Raw genomic sequence first — 17,209 nt, 5'->3', positions numbered from 1 at the left:
ACGGGGCCCGACGGCACGCCGCCTGCCCCGCCACCCGTCAACCGCCGACCGCCAACCACCGACCGCCTGCACGCCGTCAGCCCGCCGACGCCGCCCGGGGGACGATCACGGGCGCGCCGTCACCGGGGGCGGCGAGGACGTCGCTGTCGATGTCGTACAGCGCGCGCACGAGCGGTGCGTCGACCACCTCGCGGGGCGGGCCGCAGGCCACCACCGAGCCGTCGCGCAGGGCGACGACCAGGTCGGCGTAGCGGGCCGCCGCCGCGAGGTCGTGCAGCACCATGACGACGGTCCGCCCGTCGGCCGCGACCTCGCGGACCAGTTCCAGCACCTCGACGGCGTGCCCGAGGTCGAGCGCGCTGGTGGGTTCGTCGAGCAGCACGACGGGCGCGTCCTGGGCGAGCACCATGGCGAGCCAGCAGCGCTGCCGCTGGCCGCCGGAGAGGCGGTCCAGCCGGCGGTCGGCGAGTTCCTCGACGCCGGTGGCGCGCAGCGCCCGCGCGGTGAGCCGCTCGTCGTCGGCCGACCACTGACGGAAGAGCCCCTGGTGCGGGTGGCGGCCGTAGCGGACGAGTCCGGCGACGGTGACCGCCTCGGGGGCCTGCGGGCTCTGCGGGAGCAGCGCGACCCGGTGCGCGGCCTGGCGCGGCCGCAGCCGCCAGACGTCCTCGCCGCCGACCAGCACCCGCCCGCCGTCCGGCCGGTGCAGCCGGGCGACGGCCCGCAGCAGGGTGGACTTGCCGCAGCCGTTCGGGCCGACGACGGCCACCACCCGGCCGGCCGGGACGGTGAGGTCGACGCCGGCGAGCACCGGGCGGCCGGGGCCGTAGCCGGCGGTGAGGCCCTGGATCGTCAACTCCATCGCGGATTCCTTCGGTTGGAGGGGGCAGCGGGCCGGCCGGGCGAGGTGCCGGCCGGCCAGGCACGGGCGCGGACCGCCCCGGGCACGGGCCACAACGCGGGCACGGACCCGGACGGACAGGGGTACGGGCCCGGACGGACACGGGCACGGGCCACAACGCGGGCGCGGACCGGTCAGGAGGCGGCGAGCGCCTTGCCGATGTCGCCGATGACGACGTCGGCCGCGAGCGGGCCGCCGCGGGTGGACCAGACCGAACCGTCCACGGTGACGGCGTGGTTGTTCTTCACCGCGTTCAACTCCTGGTAGGCGGGCTTGGACTGGACGTCCTTGAGCGCGGTCTTGCCGTCGTCGGTGAGGGTGGACAGGAACAGCCAGTCGCCGTCGATCTCGGCGAGCTTCTCCAGGCTGAGCGCCGGGCTGTGCGCGTTGCCGTCCTTGTCCTGCGCGGCCGGGCGGGTGAGGCCCATGTCGAGGGCGACGCCGCTGGCGAACTGCTTCTTCTCCATCCAGCTCGGCCCGGTGGGGTTCCAGCGGACGATGGAGACGGCCGCGCCCTTGTTCTTGCCGAGGTCTCCGCCGGCCTTGGCGGCCTTGGCCTCGTAGTCGGTGATCACCTTGGCGGCCTGGTCGAGCTTGTTGACGGCGTTTCCGATGCCGCGGAAGGCGAGCTTCCAGTCGTCGGTGGGCGCCATGGTGACGAGGGTGGCGGGGGTGATCTCGCGCAGTTGCTTGAGCATCTGCTCGTCCTGCATGTCGCCGGCCAGGATGAGGTCGGGCTTGGCGGCGATCACCTTGTCCATCACGGGCTGCAGCAGGTTGCCGACCACCGGGACGCCCTGGACCTTGTCCTTGAGGTAGGCGGGCGGCTCGTTGAGCCCCTGGCCGTTGGTGATGCCGACCGGCTTGACGCCGAGGGCGAGCACCGCGTCGAGGTCCTCCTGGGTGAGGGTGACGATCCGCTGGGGCGCGGCGGGGATCTCGACGGCCTTGCCGGTGGCGTCCTTGACGGTGCGCTTGCCGCCGGCCGCGTCCGCCGCCGGGCTGCCGGCGGCCGCGGAGTTCCCCGTGGAGCCGGAGGAACCGGACGAGCCCGAGGAGGACCCGGACGAGCCGCACCCGGCGAGCAGGAGGGCGGCCGCCCCGGTGACGGCCAGCGCCCTGGCCGCGCGGCGGCGGACGGGGTGGAGCGGGCTCTGGGCGAACGGCATGGGTGCCTCCGGGCAGCGGTGGTACGAGAGTTGGGCGGCGTCCGGGCAGCTCGGCACGGTGGCGGTGCCCACAGGACGATGCGCCCATTAGGTTAGCCTTACCTTATGACATTGTCGCAAGTGGGCGCCCCCGGGACGTCCCGCACCGAGCCGGGCGCCCCGCCGCCCCCGCCGCCTCCGCGCGGGGACGGCCGCCGCGCCGCCTGGCCGATCGCCCTCGGCGCGGTCGCGGTCCTGCTCGCCCTCGCCGCACTCTCGCTGTCCGTCGGCGCCGGCGAGGTCGGCCCCGGGCGGGTGCTGGACTACCTGCTGAACCGCGACGGCGCCCGCGCGGACGGCCGGCTCGCCCTCGTCGTCGGCGACCTGCGCCTGCCCCGCACGGCCACCGCCCTGCTGGTCGGCGCCGCGCTCGGGGTCGCCGGGGCACAGTTGCAGTCCGTCACCCGCAACCCGCTCGCCGAGACCGGACTGCTCGGCGTCAACGCCGGCGCCTCGCTGGGGGTCGTGCTCGGCATCGCCGTCCTCGGCGTCCAGACCTCGTACGGGTACCTGGCCTTCGCCTTCGGCGGCGCGGTGCTCGCCAGCACCCTGGTGCTGCTCATCGCGGGCGCCCGGGGCGGGTCGCCGATGCGGCTGGTGCTCGGCGGCTCGGCGGTCGGCGCCACCTTCGGCGGGCTCACCGGCGTGCTGATCGTCAACTCGCCCGAGGCGTACGACCGGTACCGGGTGTGGGTGCTGGGCTCGCTGGCCGGGGTGGAGGGCTGGGCGACGCTGCGCCAGCTCGCCCCCGTGCTCGGCGCGGGCTTCCTGCTCGCCCTGCTCGCCACCCGGCCGCTCACCGCGCTCGCGCTCGGCGACGACCTCGCCCGCGGCCTCGGTCACCGGCCCGGCGCCACCCGGGCCGCGGTCGCCTTCGCGGTCACCCTGCTGACCGCCTCGGCCGTCGCGCTCGCCGGGCCGATCTCCTTCCTCGGTCTGCTCGCCGGGTTCCTGGCGCGGGCCGTCGCCGGCCCCCGGGTCGGACAACTCACCGTACTCGCCGGGCTGTTCGGCGCCGCCGTGCTGACCGGGGCCGATGTGCTGGCCCGGGTGGTGGCCCGCCCGTTCGAGGCGCCGGTGTCGGTGATCGTCTCCCTGGTCGGCGCCCCCGCGCTGATCGCGATCGTCCGCTCCCGCCGGACCGCCGCGCTCGGCATGGCCGACCCGGCCGAGCCCGCCCCCGGCCGGCGGTCCGAGCCGACGCGCCCTGAACCCGACCTGGTGCTGCGGCGCGGCGCGTGGTCGCTACTGCTCCCCCGGCGGGCGCTGCTCGCCTCGCTCGCCCTGGCCGCGGCCCTGCTCGCCGTCGTCGTCGTGTCCGCCCACGCCGGGCAGAGCGAACTCGGCCTCGGCCGCACCCTCCAGGCCGTGTTCGGCTACGGCGACCGGCTGGACGTGCTGCTGGTGCAGAAGTTCCGGCTCGGCCGGATCGTCGCCGGGCTGGCCGCCGGAGCCGCCCTCGGCCTGGCCGGCTGCCTCACCCAGACCCTCGCCCGCAACCGTCTCGCCACCCCCGAACTGCTCGGCGTCAACGACGGCGCCACCGCCGCCGTCCTGATCTCCGCCACCGCCTCCGGCACCTTCGGCGCCTGGTGGGCCGGCCCGCTCGGCGCGCTGGCCGCCGTCCTGGTCGTCACCCTGGTCTCCGGCGGACTCGGCGCACAGGGCTACCGGGTGCTGGTCGTCGGCCTCGCGATGTCCGCCCTCGCCTCGGCCGTCATCCAGGTCGCGCTCGCCCGGCGCTCGCTCAACTCGGCCGGCTCGCTGTACGTCTGGACCTCCGGCAGCCTCAACGGGCGGGACTACGCGATCGCCACCCCGGTCCTGATCGGGCTGGCCGTGCTCGTGCCGCTCGCACTGGCGGTGGCCCGGCGGCTGGCGGTGCTGCGCTTCGACGACAGCGTGGCCGCCTCGCTGGGCGTCGACCCCGGCCGGGTCCGGCTCGTCTGCCTGCTGCTGGCCGTCGCACTGGCCGGGCTGGCGGTCGGCGTGTGCGGCCCGGTCGGCTTCGTCGCGCTGGCCGCGCCCGTGATCGCCGGCCGCCTGGCCGGGCCGGCGCGCGTGCCGGTCCTCGGCTCCGCGCTCACCGGCGCCGTCCTCGTCGTGCTCGCCGACACCGTGGGGCGGGTGCTGATCGGCGGGGTGGAGATCCCGGTCGGCATCGTCACCACCGTCCTCGGCGGCCCCTTCCTGCTCTGGGTGCTGCTCGTCCGCAAGGGCACCCCCGCCTAACCTCCCCGAGGAGTCCCGCCGATGGAAACCCTTCCCCTGGTCGCGCCCGATCCGGCCGACCCCGCCTACCGCCTGGTCACCTTCGTGCACGAGGACGCGTCGTACGACGGCGTGCTCGCGCTCCTGCACACCGTCACCGACAAGGACCGGCACGCCGGCGACCTCGCCCCGCACCTGATGACCCGCCGCGACGACGGCCGCTGGTCGATCACCTACCGGCTGCGCGCCGACCACCGGGCGTCCTACCAGCTGTACCCGTTCCGGGGGGACGCCCCCGGCACCACCCGGGCGGACTGGCTGCGCGTCCTCGACCACGCCCGCCCCGACCCGTACGACACCGCCCCCCGGCTGCCCGCCCGGGACGGGCGCCACCCGTCGTCCGTACTCAGCCTGCCCGACGCCCCCACCCAGCCGTACGTCCGGCGGCGCGAGGGCGTGCCGCGCGGGCGGACGGTGACCCACGAGGTGGCGGGGCGGCGGGTGGACGTCCACCTCCCGGCCGGGGCAGGGACGTTCGCGGCGGACGGGCGGTTCGCCGGAGGCGGACGGTTCGCCGGAGACGGGCCGCTCGCCGTGGCCGTGCTGCTGGACGGGGAGATGTGGGGCGAGGTGCTGTCGGTCGGCGACACCCTCGACAACCTGGCGGCGGACGGCGCGATCCCGCCCACCGTCGCCCTGCTCGTCCACACCATGGGCCCCGGCCGCCCCGACGACCTCAGCTGCAACCCGGCCTTCGTCGACCTCCTCGCCGACCGCCTCCTCCCGTGGGCGGCAACGGAGTTCGGCACCACCACCGACCCGGCCGCCACCGTCATCGCCGGCCAGAGCGCAGGCGGCCTCACCGCCGCCTTCGCCGCGTTCCGGCGCCCCGACCGCTTCGGCAACGCGCTCTGCCAGTCCGGTTCCTTCTGGTGGCCGGACGAGACGGAGTTCGACGAGGGCAGCGAGTGGCTGACCCGCCAATTCGCCCGCGAGCAACGGCGGGAGGCCCGGTTCTACGTCGAGGTCGGCCTCCAGGAGTGGATGCTGCTCCCACAGAACCGCCACCTGAGCGACGTCCTCACCGCCCGCGGCTACGACCTCGCGTACCGCGAGTTCAACGGGGGCCACGACTACGCCTGTTGGCGCGGCGGACTGGCGGACGGGCTCGCGCACCTGCTCGGCGGGCGGGCCGACTGACCGGAGGTCACCGGCACGATCCACGGGACACGAACGATCTCCGACTCCCGATCCCCAATCGCCGGTCACCGGAGCCCGGAGCCGTGCCACAGCCGCTTCCCCGCGCCCTGACCGCCGGGCCAGCGGTGCGGGCTACGGCGTGTCGGCCGGACGGTCCTGCGGGTCCAGGCCGGTACGGGCGAGCCAGGCGCCGGGGGCGGCGAGTTCGCGGCGCACCGGCACGAGGGCGCGCTCCGCCCAGATGCGGTTCACGGCCGCCGGGCCGGCCGTGTCCGCGAGGTGCCGGACGAACGCCTCCGCCCGGTCGTGGTCGTCGAGTTCCGCGCGCACGCCCGGCAGGCGGGACAGCAGCCGGCCGGCCAGGCCCCTCCGGCGCTCCGCCGCCGCATCGGTGCCCAGCAGACGCCGGGTGGCCCACCGGGCGTGCCCCTCCCACAGCGCGCCGAGGACGGGATCGTCCTCCCGCACGCCGCCGGACACCCGGTGGACGAGCAGCGCCGCGACCGCGTCGGCGCCCGGGGTGGGGCCGCACGCGCGCAACTGGGCCTGGTGGGTGAGCAGGTGCGCCAGCACGACGCGCAGCGGCACGGCGGGCAGGTTCGCCGGGGCGAGCAGCGCCACGCAGCCGCCGTCGCCGTACTGGACCATCCGGGCCGACGGCACGCAGGACACCGTGCGGTTGGAGCCCGCGGACGCGCCCGCCCCACGGCGCAGCGCGGCGTCGGCCTGCTGGCGCCGGGCCGGATCGGCGACGGCCGCCAGGGCGTCGCCCTTGCGGACGGCCGCGCGGACGCGGCGCACGTAGGCCTCGTGCTGGAGCGCGAACTCGTCGGGGTTCAGCAGCCGCAGGTACACCTCGGGGCCGAGGTCGAGGCCGGTGGTCTCCTCGACGGGCCCGGCGAGCTCCCCGACCAGGGCCCGGGCCTCGTCCACCAGGGCGTCCCACCGTCCGCCCGCCAGCTGCTCCACGACGATCTCGATCATGAAGCGGAACTGTACGTCGCCGGGACGGACGGCGGCCAAGCCGTCCCGTCACCCGGGCGTGTTAGCGTCGCCGTGGCGGCGCGCCGGTGCCCGCCCCGGACGAGATGTGCGCCGTACCCGGCCCGCCAAGACGACGCACCGAGGGAGACGTCATGGCCGCCGGTGCCCCGCTCGCCCGTCCGCTCGACGTGCGGTGGATCCACGGGTCCCCGTCCGCGAAGCACAACACGGACCCGGACATCCAGGTCCACGCGTACGACGAGCACACCGTCATCCTGCGGCAGAACAAGGCGGTCAACTACGAGGCGCCGTTCCTGTTCCTGCTGTTCGGGGCCGAGCGGGCGGTCCTGATCGACACCGGGGCCACCGCCTCCGCCGCGTACTTCCCGCTGCGCACCGTGGTCGACGGGCTGATCGACCAGTGGCTCGCCCGGTACCCCCGCAACCCCCACAAGGCCCGCGACGGCTACGGACTGCTCGTCCTGCACACCCACCCGCACGGCGACCACGTCGCGGGCGACGCGCAGTTCGCCGACCGGCCCGACACGACACTGGTCGCCGCCGACCCGGCCACGGCCTGGCCGTACTTCGGCTTCGACCAGGACCCGGACGCCGTCGCGCGGGTGGACCTGGGCGGCGGCCGGGCCCTGGAATGCCTGGCCACCCCGGGCCACCACCCGGCGGCCGTCACCTACTACGACCCGTGGACCGGGCTCCTGCTCACCGGCGACACCGTCTACCCGGGCCGCCTCTACATCGACGACTGGCCGGCCTTCACCCGCACCATCGACCGGCTGATCGACTTCGCCGAACGCCGGCCCGTGACGCACCTGCTCGGCTGCCACATCGAGATGACCCGCACCCCCGGCGTCGACTACCCCATCCGCACGACCCACCAGCCCGACGAGCCTCCCCTGCAGCTGACCGTCGGACACCTCCGGGCCATCCGCACCGCACTCGCCGACCTCGGCGACCGACCGCGCCGGCACGCCCTGCCCGACCTGATCCTCTGGCCGAGCGCCTGAGCCCATCGGCCAGGCGCTCGGTGATCAGTCCTTGTACGGGACGAGCCGCGAGAGGTCCAGTTCGAAGCCGAACGGCTCGGGAACGCTGATCGTCTCGCCGAACTCCCGCTCGGTCCTCGTGTGGTACCGGTCGTGGTTCGGCTCGGAGAACAGCGTGGCCGTCTGCTGCCGCGGGTCCACGATCAGGTAGAGCGGGAAGCCCATGCGCGGGTAGTCGCGGACCTTCCCCGTCCAGTCGTTCTCGGGACTGGACGGGGAGACGATCTCGACCGCGATCAGGGCCAACTCGGCGGGGATGTCGTGGCCGGCCAGGTCGATGACGTCCTCGGGCAGGTACGTGAGGTCGGGATTGCGCACGGAGCCGACCTCGGGTGAGGAGAGGTCGCTGTTCCCGGTGGGGAAGTAGCCGGGAGGGCAGTGCGCCTCGAACTGGCGTTGGACCAGCGCGAGGTTCAGCTGGTGGACCGACGACGGCGACGCCTGCATGACGATGATGTCGCCGGACAACTCCACCTTGTAGCCGTCCGGGAGACTGCGCCGGGCCTCTTCGAGAAGACGGTAGCGCTCAGGGTTCATGAGCTCTCCTCCAGTGCTCCGGCCACCGTACGGCAGCCGGAGCGGTTCAGGGCGCCGCGACCTCCCGGGGGAGGCGGGTGGTGAGGAGGGTGCCGGCGGCGACCAGGACGGCGGTGAGCAGGAGGGCGAGACGGTAGGGGCCGGGTGAGCCGCCGTCGGCGTTCAGGGCGCCGATGAGGGCGGCGGTGGCGGCGATGCCGAGGGCACCGCCGAGGGTGCGGACGATGGTGAACAGGCCCATGGCGCGGCCCATCGCGGGCCCGGGGACGTCAGCGAAGCCGGCGATCTGGACGGTGAGCACGGCGGTGCCCAGGACGAGCCCGACCGCGAACATCAACGCCCGTACGGCCCACGGGTTCTCGGCGAAGCCGAGGGCGGCCAGGACGAGTGCGGCGAGCAGCAGCGCGGGCAGGGCGAGGCGGCGGGGGCCGAGCCGGGGCAGCAGGCGGTCGACCACCTGGGAGGCGGCCATCAGACCGATCGCCTCGGGGAAGACGCTCAACCCGGCGTCGAGGGCCGAGGCCCCGAGGGCGGCCTGGTAGAGCAGCGGGAGGACGAACAGGGCGCCCATCAGGCCGGCCGAGGTGAGCAGGGCCAGCCAGGCGGCGGTGCCGAAGGTGCGGTCGGCGAGCTGCCGCAGGTCCACCAGTGGTTCGGCGGCCCGGAGTTGGTGGCGTACGGCGAGGCCGAGCAGGAGGAGCCCGGCCGCGCCGCTGAGCGCCACTCCGGGCGAGGACCAGCCGTGCGCCGGGCCGAAGCCGAGCGCGTAGGTGAGCAGCCCGAGGCCGGGGGTGGCGAGCAGGAAGCCGGGGGTGTCGAAGCGGCCCGCCGGCGGCTCCGGTTCGGCGCGCAGCCCGATCAGCCCGGTCACCACGGCCGCGACCCCGATCGGCACGTTGACCAGGAACAGCCAGTGCCAGGAGAGGTGTTCGGTGAGGAGGCCGCCGAGCGGCGGGCCGAGGGCGGGCATCAGGGCGGTCGGGACGATCAGGATCCGGCCCAGGCCGGCCCGCTCGTGCGGGGCGAAGGCCCGGAACAGCAGGGTCATCCCGACCGGGGTGAGCAGCCCGCCGGCCACGCCCTGGACGGCCCGCGCGGCGGCGAGCGAGCCGAGGCCGGGGGCGGCGGCGCACAGGGCGGAGGCGAGGGTGAACGCGGCCAGGGAGCCGAGGAAGACCCGTTTCACGCCGAACCGGTCGCCGAGCCAGCCCGCCACCGGCAGGCCGACGGCGAGGCCGACCAGGAAGGCCGTCTCGACGGCGTTGGCGGCCGAGACGGGCCGCCCGAAGTCCTCGGCGATGGTGAACAGCGCGGGGTTGACGATGGTCGAGTCCAGGCCGTTCATGCACATCGCGGCGGTGTAGACCACGACCACCGCGGCGCGCCCCGCGAGCAGGGGGCGCGCCGGGGCGGCCTCGACGGCCGGAGGGGTCACAGGTCGGTCCAGTGGGCGGTGATCCACTGCACGGCGTCGGCGCGCTCGCACGGGCCGTGGGAGACGTTCCAGCCGGCCGGGACGGCGGCGAAGGCCGGCCAGAGCGAGTGCTGGCCCTGGTCGTTGACGAGGGCGAGGAACTCGCCGTCGCCGTCGAAGGGGGTGGCGGGGGCGTCACTCATCGGAGGACTTCTCCAAGTGGTCGGTGATCACGCGGGCGATGTGCGCGATCGGGGCGGGCAGGGTCATGTCCTTGTGCGAGCAGGCGACGTCGGTGTTGTCGATGCGGCCGGACACGTACGGGGTCCAGAGTTCGGGCACCAGGGTCTCGTCGATGGTGTCGACGGTGGCGCGGAAGAACAGCACGTCGCCGTCGAAGGGGCGGTGGTCGTGGCCCCGGACGAGGTGGTTGGTGTTGAGGTAGATCCGGTTGAGGGCGGCGACGGTGGCGTCGTCGAGTCCGGCGAGCGGGCTGCCCTCGCGGCGCAGCAGTTCGGTGACGGCGGCGAGTTCGAGCGGCCGCCCGGCGAGGTCCTCGGGGCCGTAGCCGCCCATGGTGAGCAGCGCCTCCAGCGCCTCGGCCTGGTCGGGGACGGGCAGGTCGCGGAAGCCCTCGGCGGGGTAGGCGTCCAGGATCGCGAGCAACTCGACGGCGTGGCCCAGGTCCTGGAGCCGGACGGCGACGGCGTGCGCGATGATCCCGCCGGTGGACCAGCCGAGCAGCCGGTACGGGCCCTCGGGCTGGACCTCGCGCAGCCGGTCGACGTAGTGCGCGGCCAGTTCCTCCAGGGTCTCCGGCAGGGGCCGGGCCGCCGTGGCGGCGCCGACGCCCTGGGCCTGGAGGCCGTAGATCGGCAGGTCGGCGGGCAGGTGGCGGATCAGGCCGGTGTAGCACCAGCTGAGGCCGCCGGCGGGGTGGACGGCGAACAGCGGGGCGCGGCGTCCGGGCGCGGCGGGCCGCAGCGGGAGGAGGACGTCCAGCGCGTCGGCGCTCTGCGAGCCGGCCGCCAGGGCCGTGTCGAGGGCGGCGACGGTGGGCGACTGGAACAGGGTGCCGATGCCGACGTCCAGGCCGAGCAGTTCGCGGATCCGGCCGGCGAGGCGGACGACCAGCAGCGAGTGGCCGCCGAGGGCGAAGAAGTCGTCGTCGACGCCGACCGCCGCGACGCCCAGCACCTCGGCGAAGAGTTCGCACAGCTGCTGTTCGCGCGGGGTGCGCGGCGGCCGTCCGGCGCCGGTGGCGGGCGCCTCGGGGGCGGGCAGGGCGCGGCGGTCGAGCTTGCCGTTGGCGGTGAGGGGAAGCCGGTCGAGCAGGACGACGGCGGAGGGCACCATGTGGGCGGGCAGTTCGGCGGCGGCGTGGGCGCGCAGGTCCTCGGGGGTGACGGCGGCGTGGGCGCGCAGGTCCTCGGGGGTGACGGCGGCGAGGGCCCGCGGCTCCTCAGGGGTGACGGCGGCGAGGGCACCCGGCTCCTCAGGGGTCGCCGTGGCGACCGCGTAGCCGACCAGGCGCTTGTCCCCCGGGGCGTCCTCTCGGACGACCACGGCGGCGTCGGCGACGCCCGGGTGGGCGGCCAACACGGCCTCGATCTCGCCGAGTTCGATCCGGAAGCCGCGCAGCTTCACCTGCTGGTCGGCGCGGCCGAAGTACTCCAGGACGCCGTCGGCACGGCGGCGGGCGAGGTCACCGGAGCGGTACATCCGGGTGCCGCGTTCGCCGAACAGGTCGGCGTACGGGTCGGCGACGAAGCGTCCGGCGGTGAGGTCGGGGCGGCCGAGGTAGCCGCGGGCCAGGCCGGCCCCGGCGACGTACATCTCGCCGGTGACGCCGGGCGGGACGGGCTGGAGGTGCTGGTCGAGGACGTAGACCCGCAGGTCGGGGATGTTGACGCCGATGGTGCTGCCGCTTCCGGCGGCGGCGGTGGCCCGGTCGAGGGCGAGGTGGGAGACGTGCACGGTGGTCTCGGTGATGCCGTACATGTTGACCAGGGTGGGCGCGTCCTCCGGGTGGCGGTCGTACCAGTCGTCGAGCCGGGCCAGTTCGAGCGCCTCGCCGCCGAACACCACGTAGCGCAGGGCGAGTTCGGCGCCGGGGCGGTCCCGGTCGGCGGCGCTGAGCTGGTAGAAGGCGGACGGGGTCTGGTTGAGCACGGTGACGCGTTCGCGGGCGAGCAGGTCGAGGAAGGCCGCCGGGTCGCGGCTGACCAGGTGCGGGACGACGACCAGGCGGCCGCCGTGCAGCAGGGCGCCCCACAGCTCCCAGACGGAGAAGTCGAAGGCGTAGGAGTGGAAGAGGGTCCAGACGTCGTCGGCGCCGAAGCCGAACCAGTGGTCGGTGGACCGGAACAGCCGGACCACGTTGTGGTGGGTGACGGGCACGCCCTTGGGCCGGCCGGTGGAGCCGGAGGTGTAGATGACGTAGGCGGTGTCCTCGGCGCGCAGCGGGCGGGTGCGCTCGTGCTGGGCCAGCGGGGTGGCCGGGTGGGCGGCCGACTCCGGTCCGTCGACCAGCAGTCGGGGCACCTGGTGGGCGGGCAGCCGGGGTGCGGTGGCGCGGTCGGTGAGCAGTGCGGCGGGGGCGGCGTCGGCCAGCATGTAGGCGAGGCGGTCGGCCGGGTAGTCGGGGTCGAGCGGCAGGTAGGCGGCGCCGGACTTGGCCACCGCCAGCAGGGCGACGACGAGTTCGAGCGAGCGCGGCAGGGCGAGGGCGACGATGGTGCCGGGGCCGATGCCGTTGGCGGCCAGCAGCCGGGCCAAGCGGTCGGCGCGGGCGGCGAGTTCGGTGTAGTCGAGCCGCTCGTCTCCGCAACTGACCGCGACGGCCTTCGGGTTGGCTGCGGCCGCAACCTCGAACAGCTCGGACAGGGTGGCACCCGGGGCCGAGGTGTGCGGGGTGCCGTTCCACTCGACGAGGGCGCGGAGCCGCTCCTCCTCGCCGATCAGCGGGAGCCGGCCGATCGTGGTGTCGGGGGCGGTGGCGGCGGCGGTGAGCAGCCGGGCGAGGCGGGTGGCGAGCGCTTCGACGGTGGCGGCGTCGAAGAGGTCGGTGCGGTACTCCAGGAAGCCCCCGATGCCGCCGCCGGGGAGTTCGCCCGCATTGAGGGTGAGGTCGAACTTGGCGGTGCCGCTGGGGACGGCGGCGATCCGGGCGGTGAGGCCGCCGCCCAGCGGGTGGGTCTCGTCGGGGCGGCTCTGCCAGGCGAGCATCACCTGGAACAGCGGGTGGCGGGCGAGGGAGCGCGGCGGATTGAGCTCCTCGACCAGGCGGTCGAAGGGCAGGTCGGCGTGTTCGTGGGCGGCGAGGACGGTACGGCGGACCCGCCCGAGCAGTTCGCGGAAGGTCGGGTCGCCCGAGGTGTCGGTGCGCAGGACCACGGAGTTGACGAAGTAGCCGACCAGGTCGGCGGTTTCTGGGTCATCGCGACCGGCTACCGGGGTGCCGACGGGGATGTCGGTGCCGCCGCCGTGCCGGGCGAGCAGGGCGGCGAGACCGGCCTGGACCGCCATGAAGACGGTGCCGCCGGCGGCCCGGGCGAGCACGGCGAGGGCGGCGTGCGCCTCGGCGTCGAGGGTGAAGGGCACGGTGGCGCCGTGGTGGCCGGCGACGGCGGGGCGCGGGCGGTCGGTGGGCAGTTCCAGTTGGTCGGGCAGGCCGGCCAGGGCGGAGCGCCAGTACTCCGACTGCCGCGCGGCGAGCGGGCTGGGCGCCTCGGCGGTGCCGAGCAGCCGCCGCTGCCAGGCCGCGTGGTCGGCGAACTGCACGTCGGGAGCGGGGAGTTCAAGAGCGCGACCGGCCAGTCGGGCGGTGTAGGCGGCGGACAGGTCACGGACCAACGGGGTGGTGGAGGCGCCGTCGCTCGCGATGTGGTGGAGCAGCAGGAGCAGGGTGTGTTCGGCCGGGCCGTACGTGAACAGGGTGGCGCGCAGCGGTGGTTGACCGGTGAGGTCGAAGGCGTGGCGGACGGCTTCGGTGAGCTCGGTGCCGTCGTGCAGTTCGACGGGTGCGACCGGCAGCACCCGCTGGTACGGCGTGCCGTCCGGTTCCTCGCCGTAGACCGTGCGCAGCACCTCGTGCCGGGCGGCGAGGTCGCCGAGGGCGAGGGTGAGGGCGGTCCGGTCGAGCGGGCCGGTGAGGGTGAGTGCGAGCGGGATGTTGTAGGTGGGGCTGGGGCCCTGGAGCCGGTGCAGGAACCACAGGCCGCGCTGGGCGGGTGACAGCGGAATCCGGTCGGCGCGCGGCACGGGAACCAGCGCGGGCCGGGCCTCGGGCTCGCCGCCCGGGTGCGCGTCGAGCAGGGCGACGAGCGCGGCCGGGGTCGGGTGGCGGAAGACGTCGGCGAACCCGACGGAGGCGGCGAAGGTCTCGCGCAGCCGGGCGGCGAGGCGGCCGGCCAGCAGCGAGTGACCGCCGAGGTCGAAGAAGGAGGCGTCCCGCCCGGGCGCCTGCGGCAGGTCGAGGACGTCGGCGAACAGCCCGCAGACCAGTTCCTCCTGCGGCGTGGCCGGGGCCGTGCCGGGCTCGGCGGCGGCGGGCTCGGGCAGGGCGCGGTGGTCGAGCTTGTCGTGGGCGGTGCGCGGCAGTTCGTCGAGGACCAGGACGGCGGCCGGGACCATGTGCCCGGGCAGCCGGGCGGCGAGCGCGGCCCGCAGCGCGGCCGGGTCGAGGGCGGCGCGGGGAGCGGGGGCGGGTTCGGCTACGGGCCCGGCGGCGGGTTCGGGGGCAGGTTCGGCGACGGGCTCTGGGACGGGCTCTGGGACGGGCTCGGCGACGGTCTCGGGGACGACGTAGCCGAGCAGTCGCTTGCCCTGCGGACCGGGGCGGGCGATCACCACGGCCTGGGCCACGCCCGGCAGTTCGGCGAGGACGGCGGCGATCTCGCCGGGCTCGACCCGGAAGCCGCGGATCTTCACCTGGTCGTCGGCGCGGCCGAGGAATTCCAGGGTGCCGTCCGGTCGGCGGCGGGCGAGGTCGCCGGTGCGGTACATCCGGTCGCCGGGCGGGCCGAAGGGGTCGGCGAGGAAGCGTTCGGCGGTGAGGTCGGGGCGGCCGAGGTAGCCGCGGGCCAGGCAGGCGCCGGCGACGTACAGTTCGCCGGCGACGCCGTCGGGCGCGGGGCGCAGCGAGCCGTCGAGGACGTAGGCGCGGGAGCCGCGCACCACCCGGCCGACCGGGGCGCCGCCCGGTCCGGGCGTCCAGGCGTAGGCGTCGACGGTGGTCTCGGTCGGGCCGTAGAGGTCGATCGGGTGCAGGCCGGGGACGGCGGTGAGGCGCTGCCAGAGGGCGGGCGGGGTGGCCTCGCCGCCGACCGCGATGACCGCCGGGCGGTGCCACTCCTCCTCCAGGATGCCTTCGGAGAGCAGGACTTCGAGGTAGGAGGGGGTGACGTCGAGGTAGTCGACGCGTTCCCGGTGCAGGTGGCCGGCCAGGGCGGCCGGGTCGCGGTAGGTGGCGTCGTCGAGCAGGTGCAGCTCGTGGCCGTGGACCATCCACAGCACCGGGTCCCAGGAGGCGTCGAAGGCGAACGAGGCGCTGTGGGCGACGCGCAGGCGTTCGCGGCCGGTGCGGCGCACCGCCGGGGCGATGTGGTCCTCGCCGTGGCCCGCGTACAGGTTGGCCAGCGAGGCGTGGGTGACGACGACGCCCTTGGGGCGGCCGGTGGAGCCGGAGGTGTGCAGCACGTAGGCGGCGTGGTGGGGCCGGGGGGCCGGGGGCGCGGTGGCGGGCTCGCCGTCCGCGTCCCCGGGCAACACGGTGGGCAGCACGGTGGGCAGGCCGGCCGGCAGGTCCAGTTCGGCGAGGGCGTCGGCGGTGCCGACCACGCAGACCGGGCGGGCGTCGTCCAGGACGGCGGCCAGGCGCTGCCGGGGGTGGGCGAGGTCGAGGGAGACGCAGGCGCCGCCGGCCTTGAGCACGCCGAGCATCGCGACCAGGGTGTCCACGCCGCGCGGCAGGGCGAGCGCGACCGGCGCACCGCCGCGCACGCCGAAGGCGTTCAGGCGGTGGCCGAGGCGGTTGGCGGCGGCGTCCAACTCGGCGAAGGTGAGGGCGACTTCGCCGCTGCGGACGGCGACTGCCACCGGGGTGCGGGCGGCCTGCGCGGCGAACAGCTCGGGCAGCGTCCGGTCCAGCGGCGGCTCCGTGCGGCCGGCGGTGGCGCGGCGCAGGTCGTCCGGGCCGAGCAGGTCGATCCGGGCGATCGGCGTCTGCGGGGCGGTGAGCAACAGGTCGGTGAGGGCGTCGAGGTAGCGCAGCAGTCCGTCGCGGTGGGCGGCGAGCGAGGCGGCGTCGTGGCGGGCGGGGTCGGCGTCCAGGACGAGGCGCAGCGCTCCGCCGGGGGCGGGCGAGACGCCGACGGCGAGGTCGTCGACGGGCCCGGCGGCGAGGTTGCGGACGACGCCGGGCAGGCCGGCCAGGTCGAGATCGCTCTCGAAGGCCTTGATGTTGACCATCGGGCCGAACAGGGCGCGCCGCTCGCCGGTGAGCCCGAGGTCGCGGCGCAGGTCCTCCAGCGGGTAGCGCTGGTGGCGGCGGACGGCGCGCAGTTCGCGGACCACCCGGCGCAGCAGCGCCTCGGCGCTGTCCGCGGGGCGGACGGCCAGGCGCAGCGGGAGGACGTTGGCGGCGGCGACGGGGGTGCGCAGGGCGGCCGGGCCGCGGCGGTTGGCGAGCGGCAGACCGAGCACGACGTCCTCGGTGCCGGCCAGGCGGTGCAGGTAGCCGGCGGTGGCGGCGAGGAGCAGTTCGGCCCAGGTGGCGCGGACGGTGGTGGCGGCGCGCTCCAGGCGGTCTCTGGTGCCGGCGGGCAACTCGGCGGCGAGGCGCAGCGGGGCCAGGGCCGGGGTCGGGGTCGGGGTCGGGGTCGGGGTCGGGGTCGGGGTCGGGGTCGGGGTCGGGGTCGGGGCTCCGGGTGCGGTGGCGCCCGGGGCTCCCGCCGGGGTGCCCGGCAGGGTCGCCGGGGTGTCGGCGCCGGCCAGGCGGTCGGCCCAGTAGGCGCGGTCGGCCGGGTACTCCTCGCCGTTCCGGTAGGCGGCCTCCTCGGCGGCGGCCTCGGCGAGGGTGGCGAACGGGCGCGCGGCGGGTTCGGTGTTGGCGGCGTGCGCGGTGTACAGCTCGGCGACGCGCCCGCCGAGGAGGTTCAACGCGTAGGCGTCGACGGCGAGATGGTGGATCCGCCGGTACCACTGGTACCGGTCGTCGGCGAGACGGATCAGCGCGTGGGTGAACAGCGGGCCCTCGGCGAGGTCGGCCGGGCGGGCGAGGTCGGCGCGCATCCAGGCCTCGGCCTCGGCGGCCGGGTCGTGCGCGGCGCGCAGGTCGAGGTGGTGCAGCGGCCAGCGGCGGCCGGGGCGCGGCCGCTGGCGGGGCGTGCCGTCCGGGCCGGTGACGACGACGGCGCTCAGCGCCTCGGCCTCGTCGACCGCCTGCCGCAGCGCGTCCTCGAACAGGCCCTCGTCGAGCGGGCCGGTGATCTCGACGGCGTCGCCGGTGTTGTAGACCGGGCTGTCGGGGTCGAGTGACTGCGCGTACCAGATGGCGGCCTGGGCGGCGAGCAGCGGGACATCGACGGCCTGGGTTTCGACGGCAGGCATGGTTCGGAGTGCTCCTCGGGGTCCGGCGAACGAAACGCCTAGTTAGGTTAGCCTAATCTAACTTCATCCGATCTGGTCA

Annotated in this window: 10 protein-coding genes and 1 riboswitch; of the genes, 3 read left to right on the top strand and 7 right to left on the bottom strand. The window is 75.7% G+C overall.

Features of this window, described 5'->3' with window-relative positions; genetic code table 11:
* Nucleotides 1–76 precede the first annotated feature (76 nt).
* Both ACIPLC_RS12800 and ACIPLC_RS12795 read right to left on the bottom strand, forming a co-directional pair.
* A complete protein-coding gene (locus ACIPLC_RS12800; protein ID WP_400472981.1) occupies nt 77–862 on the bottom strand; it encodes an ABC transporter ATP-binding protein in 786 nt (261 codons plus the stop codon).
* A 173-nt stretch (nt 863–1,035) separates the two neighbouring features.
* On the bottom strand, nt 1,036–2,070 hold the full coding sequence (locus ACIPLC_RS12795; RefSeq protein ID WP_400473034.1) for an ABC transporter substrate-binding protein: 1,035 nt from the start codon (nt 2,068–2,070) through the stop codon (nt 1,036–1,038).
* Nucleotides 2,071–2,175: 105 nt separating this feature from the next.
* Here ACIPLC_RS12795 and fhuB point away from each other — a divergent pair, with 105 nt between their 5' ends.
* Nucleotides 2,176–4,341 (top strand): Fe(3+)-hydroxamate ABC transporter permease FhuB, encoded by a 2,166-nt coding sequence (gene fhuB / locus ACIPLC_RS12790; protein ID WP_400472980.1) that lies wholly within the window; start codon nt 2,176–2,178, stop codon nt 4,339–4,341.
* 21 nt (nt 4,342–4,362) lie between these two features.
* Nucleotides 4,363–5,520, top strand: a complete 1,158-nt coding sequence (locus tag ACIPLC_RS12785) for an alpha/beta hydrolase-fold protein (RefSeq protein WP_400472979.1) — start codon at nt 4,363–4,365, stop codon at nt 5,518–5,520.
* A 132-nt stretch (nt 5,521–5,652) separates the two neighbouring features.
* On the opposite strand, the gene ACIPLC_RS12780 is transcribed toward ACIPLC_RS12785, so the two are convergent.
* Entirely contained in the window at nt 5,653–6,504 is an 852-nt protein-coding gene (locus ACIPLC_RS12780) for a zinc-dependent metalloprotease (RefSeq protein ID WP_400472978.1), read from the bottom strand.
* Between the two features lie 72 nt (nt 6,505–6,576).
* Nucleotides 6,577–6,644, top strand: a riboswitch (guanidine-III (ykkC-III) riboswitch).
* Between the two features lie 12 nt (nt 6,645–6,656).
* On the opposite strand from ACIPLC_RS12780, the gene ACIPLC_RS12775 reads away from it, so the two are divergent.
* Nucleotides 6,657–7,529 carry an MBL fold metallo-hydrolase gene (locus tag ACIPLC_RS12775; RefSeq protein WP_400472977.1) on the top strand — a complete coding sequence of 291 codons (873 nt, stop codon included), beginning with the start codon at nt 6,657–6,659 and terminating at the stop codon, nt 7,527–7,529.
* A gap of 24 nt (nt 7,530–7,553) precedes the next feature.
* Here the strand turns inward: ACIPLC_RS12775 and ACIPLC_RS12770 are convergent, their stop codons facing one another.
* From ACIPLC_RS12770 to ACIPLC_RS12755, 4 genes are read right to left on the bottom strand one after another with little or no spacing between them, the layout of a single operon-like run.
* Nucleotides 7,554–8,105, bottom strand: coding sequence for a Uma2 family endonuclease (locus tag ACIPLC_RS12770; protein WP_400472976.1), 552 nt, complete (start codon nt 8,103–8,105; stop codon nt 7,554–7,556).
* 46 nt (nt 8,106–8,151) lie between these two features.
* The gene (locus tag ACIPLC_RS12765; protein ID WP_400472975.1) at nt 8,152–9,540 is read right to left on the bottom strand and encodes a DHA2 family efflux MFS transporter permease subunit; all 1,389 of its coding nucleotides are present in this window, start codon (nt 9,538–9,540) and stop codon (nt 8,152–8,154) included.
* The gene (locus tag ACIPLC_RS12760; protein WP_400472974.1) at nt 9,537–9,722 is read right to left on the bottom strand and encodes an MbtH family protein; all 186 of its coding nucleotides are present in this window, start codon (nt 9,720–9,722) and stop codon (nt 9,537–9,539) included. The genes ACIPLC_RS12765 and ACIPLC_RS12760 overlap by 4 nt, the downstream gene beginning before the upstream one ends.
* Complete coding sequence (locus ACIPLC_RS12755) at nt 9,715–17,130, bottom strand: amino acid adenylation domain-containing protein (protein ID WP_400472973.1); 7,416 nt, start codon at nt 17,128–17,130, stop codon at nt 9,715–9,717. Before ACIPLC_RS12755 ends, ACIPLC_RS12760 begins: the two co-directional genes overlap by 8 nt.
* Nucleotides 17,131–17,209 lie beyond the last annotated feature (79 nt).

Origin of the sequence: Kitasatospora sp. NPDC086801 (assembly GCF_044745805.1) — a bacterium.
In the GTDB taxonomy this organism is placed as follows: domain Bacteria; phylum Actinomycetota; class Actinomycetes; order Streptomycetales; family Streptomycetaceae; genus Kitasatospora.
Note: the sequence above shows the minus strand (reverse complement) of the source record. Positions and strands in the feature narration are given on the sequence as shown.

Bases quoted from the DNA above. Each gene is read 5' to 3' on its own strand.
- ACIPLC_RS12800 (WP_400472981.1), bottom strand. From the start codon at position 862: ATGGAGTTGACGATCCAGGGCCTCACCGCCGGCTACGGCCCCGGCCGC.
- ACIPLC_RS12795 (WP_400473034.1), bottom strand. From the start codon at position 2,070: ATGCCGTTCGCCCAGAGCCCGCTCCACCCCGTCCGCCGCCGCGCGGCC.
- fhuB (WP_400472980.1), top strand. From the start codon at position 2,176: ATGACATTGTCGCAAGTGGGCGCCCCCGGGACGTCCCGCACCGAGCCG.
- ACIPLC_RS12785 (WP_400472979.1), top strand. From the start codon at position 4,363: ATGGAAACCCTTCCCCTGGTCGCGCCCGATCCGGCCGACCCCGCCTAC.
- ACIPLC_RS12780 (WP_400472978.1), bottom strand. From the start codon at position 6,504: ATGATCGAGATCGTCGTGGAGCAGCTGGCGGGCGGACGGTGGGACGCC.
- ACIPLC_RS12775 (WP_400472977.1), top strand. From the start codon at position 6,657: ATGGCCGCCGGTGCCCCGCTCGCCCGTCCGCTCGACGTGCGGTGGATC.
- ACIPLC_RS12770 (WP_400472976.1), bottom strand. From the start codon at position 8,105: ATGAACCCTGAGCGCTACCGTCTTCTCGAAGAGGCCCGGCGCAGTCTC.
- ACIPLC_RS12760 (WP_400472974.1), bottom strand. From the start codon at position 9,722: ATGAGTGACGCCCCCGCCACCCCCTTCGACGGCGACGGCGAGTTCCTC.
- ACIPLC_RS12755 (WP_400472973.1), bottom strand. From the start codon at position 17,130: ATGCCTGCCGTCGAAACCCAGGCCGTCGATGTCCCGCTGCTCGCCGCC.